The sequence below is a fragment of the Roseovarius sp. D22-M7 genome, from assembly GCF_037083785.1.
In the GTDB taxonomy this organism is placed as follows: domain Bacteria; phylum Pseudomonadota; class Alphaproteobacteria; order Rhodobacterales; family Rhodobacteraceae; genus Roseovarius.
Genome location: NZ_JBAPKY010000119.1, coordinates 1 through 4,002 on the forward strand (window position 1 = coordinate 1; position 4,002 = coordinate 4,002).

The window sequence follows — 4,002 nt, forward strand, 5'->3', positions numbered from 1 at the left end:
CGGCGCGCTGGAGCGTATCGAGGACGGGCGGAATTTCTGAGCCGGTTGCCCGGCAAGCGCGTCGATCACCGCATGACCGACCGCGCAGACTGGCCAGGGGCACAGGCCCTGGCGACGGCGTAGCGAAGCGGCTGAGCCCGCATCCAGAACCGTCGCCCGCATCCAGAACCGTCGGCCGAGCCGTCATTCGCTGCGAGCGCAAGCCGGCTACCCTGCCAAGCACCGGGTCGACATTCGGAACACCTCAAGATCGAGACACCACGACGGCAGCACGGCCGGAGAAAGGTGTTTTCGGGATTGCTGACAAATGGTCGATTTTCTGGTACCAATTGGAAATAAACATTGAGGCGGATGTGCCAACTTGCGTGGCCGACGTAACGATTTCCAACCTCCGGGCAGAGATGAACGTAGCCAATTCCGGTGACGACCGGTTAAAGGAGGATACGTCTATGATTGACTGGGAAATTCAGGGCGAAGAGCTCGCAAACTGCAATTGCAACTTTGGCTGCCCGTGCCAGTTCGGGGTATTGCCAACCGATGGCACCTGTGAAGCTGCGGCGGTCTTCAAGATCGACAAGGGTCATTACGGGAATATCTCGCTTGATGGCCTGACTGCGGCTGGAGTTTATAAATGGCCGGGCCCGATCCACGCAGGAAACGGCCACATGCAGCTGATCATCGATCCGAAAGCGGACGCCGATCAGCGCGCAGCGCTCGAGGCGATCATGTCGGGGGCCGACACCGAAGAAATGGCGACCATGTGGTACGTCTTTGGCGTCATGAGCCCGAACAAGCACGACACGATTTACGCGCCAGTTTCACTCGAACTGGATATCGAAGAAAGGATTGGCAAAGCCGCAGCAGAGGGCGTGTTTGAAATAGCGGCAGAACCGATACCGCACATCGTGACCGGCGAGCCGCATCGCGTGGGAATCGCATTGCCGCACGGGTTCGAATTTGGCTTTGCGGAAGTGGCAAAAGGGCGCACGGTAACGACAGGTGGCGATCTGGAGCTGACCAAGAACACCGGAACGCACGCCCACATGGCCGGTCTGCACCTGACTGGCAAAGGCCGTGTCGCCGCTTGAAGTTGGAAAAATCGTCATGCCTGTATCGTCTGGGATGCTTGAGCGGGTCATGACCCGTGACACTTGGATCGTGATTGGCGCGGTGGCGCTGATCGTTCTTCTTGCCGGGCTGTACACGGTGATGGGCATCGGCATGTCCATGTCGGCGCTCGACATGACGCGAATGGCAGGCCCGGTGGGCGAATCCATGGCGATGGGGCCGCCGGTTGACTGGACGTGGGGCTATGCCCTTCTGATCTTTCTGATGTGGTGGGTCATGATGATCGCGATGATGACCCCCAGTGCGGCCCCGGTATTGCTTTTGTTCACTGCACTGAAGCGACGGGGCCCGCAGAAGACGCAGGCCACGACCCTCGGATTGATATTCCTGCTCGGCTACCTGCTTGCCTGGATGGGCTTCAGCGTGGTCGCGACACTGCTGCAATGGCTGACGGAAAACCTGGCAATAACCAACGGTCGGATGATGACGCTTGGCTCCGAGCCGGTGGCCGGCATGGTGCTGCTCACAGCGGGGCTTTACCAGTTCTCAAGCCTCAAGACCGCCTGCTTGCGCCACTGCCGGTCGCCGGCGCATTTTCTGGCGGCGCATAATCGCAAGGGATATGGCGGCGCCCTGCGGATGGGCATGCACCATGGCGCCTATTGTCTTGGCTGTTGCTGGGCCTTGATGGCGCTGCTTTTTGTCGGCGGCATCATGAATCTCTACTGGATCGTCGGACTTGCCGTCTACGTCCTGGTCGAAAAACTCGTACCTTATCCTCGTCTTTTCGTACGGACCACCGGCGCCGTTCTAATCGCCGCCGGTTTGTTGCTCCTCGTCTCGGCGTTCTGACGGCGAAAGATAGATTTCACATCGCGGCACAGACCGCAGAAGGAAACAGATATGACACATGTCGACTGGTATATTGAAGGGCCCGCATACGGGAATTGCAACTGCGGATACGCCTGCCCCTGTCAGTTCGAGGAAGATCCCACCCATGGCCACTGTCGAGGCTTCGAGGTGATGAAGATCACCAATGGCCATTTCGGTGACCTGAACCTGACCGGGCTGAAAGTCGCCGTTCTATATGCCTGGCCCGGGCCGATCTACCAAGGTGACGGAGAGATGCAACTGATCATTGATGAAACTGCATCGGAGCAGCAACGCAAGGCTCTTGAGACGGTGTTGACCGGAGGGGAAACGGATGAAGAAGCCACCCACTGGTGGGTTTTCCGTGCCATGAGCCCCACACTTCACGACACGATTTACGCGCCGATCGAAATGGACGCCGATATTGAAGCCCGCAGGGCGAAGGTCCGGATCGGTGACGTCCTGTCTTCAGAAGGCCGTCCCATAAGTCCGCCCCATGGAGACGGCGAGCACCGGGTCCGGATCGACATGCCGAATGGCATAGAGTTCTCTGTCGCCGAGGTCGGAAGCGCGTCCACGACTTCCAGAACAGCCATCGAACTTGATCTGCGCGACAGCTACGGGCAATGGCATTTCATGAAGCATGGTCCAAGCGGAGTCGTGCAATAGGCGTCGAGGTCTCATGTAAAGTACGACGCCACACCGCAGCCGTTATGCAATGCAGACAAGGTCTGCTTCGACGCCCCACTCGCTGACTGCAGCATCTTTAATCCCGGTGCTGACATTCCCGCATGACGATCACTGCCACGATGCAAGGAAGGCTCAGATCTCGAATACTGTCGAGCCTGTCGTCTTGCGTGCCTCCAGCGCCTCATGCGCCTCTGCGACGTCGCGCAAGGCGAACCGCTGGCCGATGTTGATCTTCACATCGCCGGACAGCACTTTCTCGGCAAGATGCTTTGCCATGGCCTGGCAGGCCGCGTGATCGGCGATATGCGTGAATAGCGTCGGACGCGTGATCTTCAGCGAGCCCTTCTTCCCGAGAAGACCGACGTCGAAAGGGGGCACCGGCCCCGACGCATTGCCGAAAGATATCATCATGCCCAGTGGCCTCAGGGAATCGAGCGACCCGTCGAACGTGTCCTTGCCGACGGCATCCATCACCACGTCGACGCCCTTTCCCTGCGTCAGGCTGCGCACTTGCGCGACCCAATCGCCGCTGCGGTAGTTCACGCAATGGGCAGCGCCATGATCCTGCGCCAGCTGGCATTTTTCATCCGTGCCCGCGGTGCCGATCAATGTGATCCCTTCCGAGCGCGCCCATTGGCACGCCAGAAGGCCCACACCGCCGGCTGCTGCATGAAACAGCACCGTATCACCCGACGTCAGGGGCGTGGTGCGGTGAAACAGGTATTCCACCGTCATGCCCTTGAGCATCATCGCGGCCCCTTCCTCGAACGAGATGTCCTCCGGCAGGGGACAGACCTGGGCGGCCGGCATGACACGTGCCTCGGCGTAGGCGCCGGGCGGGTTCGCGGCATAGGCTGCGCGATCACCGACCTTCAGATGCGTGACCCCGTCGCCCACGGCCTCGATCACGCCCGCGGCTTCCATGCCCATGGCATGGGGCAATTGCATCGGATAAAGTCCGCTGCGCTGGTAAACGTCGATGAAATTCAGGCCGACGGCCTTATGCGCGATGCGGACCTCACCGGCCCCCGGTTCGCCGACATCACGGTCCACCAACTTGAACTGCTCCGGCCCGCCATGCGTTTCGATTATTGCGGTCAGCGCCATGGTCGTTCCCCCTTTTTTTCCGTAACATGAGGACAATCCTTACCGGATGTCCAATGTTTACTTGTAACTGTTGCAAAGCGCAGCGTGGCTCTGGTCGAGATCCATGTCGAGGATCGCATGGTTATTTGTACCTTTGGCGGCTTGTGTTGCGCAAATGATGACACTGCAGGTCGGCGTTGTTGCACAACTTTGACTGTTGACGATTCACATCGTGAATCCATGCGGTTACACGGGCTGTATGAGCAAGCCATCCCTCGCCCGCTACCG

General features: G+C 59.4%; 4 protein-coding genes. 3 read left to right on the forward strand and 1 reads right to left on the reverse strand.

Features of this window, described 5'->3' with window-relative positions:
• The 3 genes from V8324_RS21255 to V8324_RS21265 all read left to right on the forward strand — a co-directional run.
• On the forward strand, nucleotides 1–1,088 hold a 1,088-nt coding region (locus V8324_RS21255; protein ID WP_336421892.1), incomplete at its 5' end, for a DUF1326 domain-containing protein.
• On the forward strand, nucleotides 1,075–1,920 hold the full coding sequence (locus V8324_RS21260; RefSeq protein WP_336421893.1) for a DUF2182 domain-containing protein: 846 nt from the start codon (nucleotides 1,075–1,077) through the stop codon (nucleotides 1,918–1,920). The genes V8324_RS21255 and V8324_RS21260, both read left to right, overlap by 14 nt.
• Before the next feature lie 51 nt (nucleotides 1,921–1,971).
• Nucleotides 1,972–2,607, forward strand: a complete 636-nt coding sequence (locus tag V8324_RS21265; protein ID WP_336421894.1) for a DUF1326 domain-containing protein — start codon at nucleotides 1,972–1,974, stop codon at nucleotides 2,605–2,607.
• A gap of 153 nt (nucleotides 2,608–2,760) precedes the next feature.
• On the opposite strand, the gene V8324_RS21270 is transcribed toward V8324_RS21265, so the two are convergent.
• Nucleotides 2,761–3,735 carry a quinone oxidoreductase family protein gene (locus tag V8324_RS21270; RefSeq protein ID WP_336421895.1) on the reverse strand — a complete coding sequence of 325 codons (975 nt, stop codon included), beginning with the start codon at nucleotides 3,733–3,735 and terminating at the stop codon, nucleotides 2,761–2,763.
• Nucleotides 3,736–4,002 lie beyond the last annotated feature (267 nt).

Coding starts and splice junctions, on each gene's coding strand:
- V8324_RS21270 (WP_336421895.1), bottom strand. CDS start 3,735: ATGGCGCTGACCGCAATAATCGAAACGCATGGCGGGCCGGAGCAGTTC.
- V8324_RS21265 (WP_336421894.1), top strand. CDS start 1,972: ATGACACATGTCGACTGGTATATTGAAGGGCCCGCATACGGGAATTGC.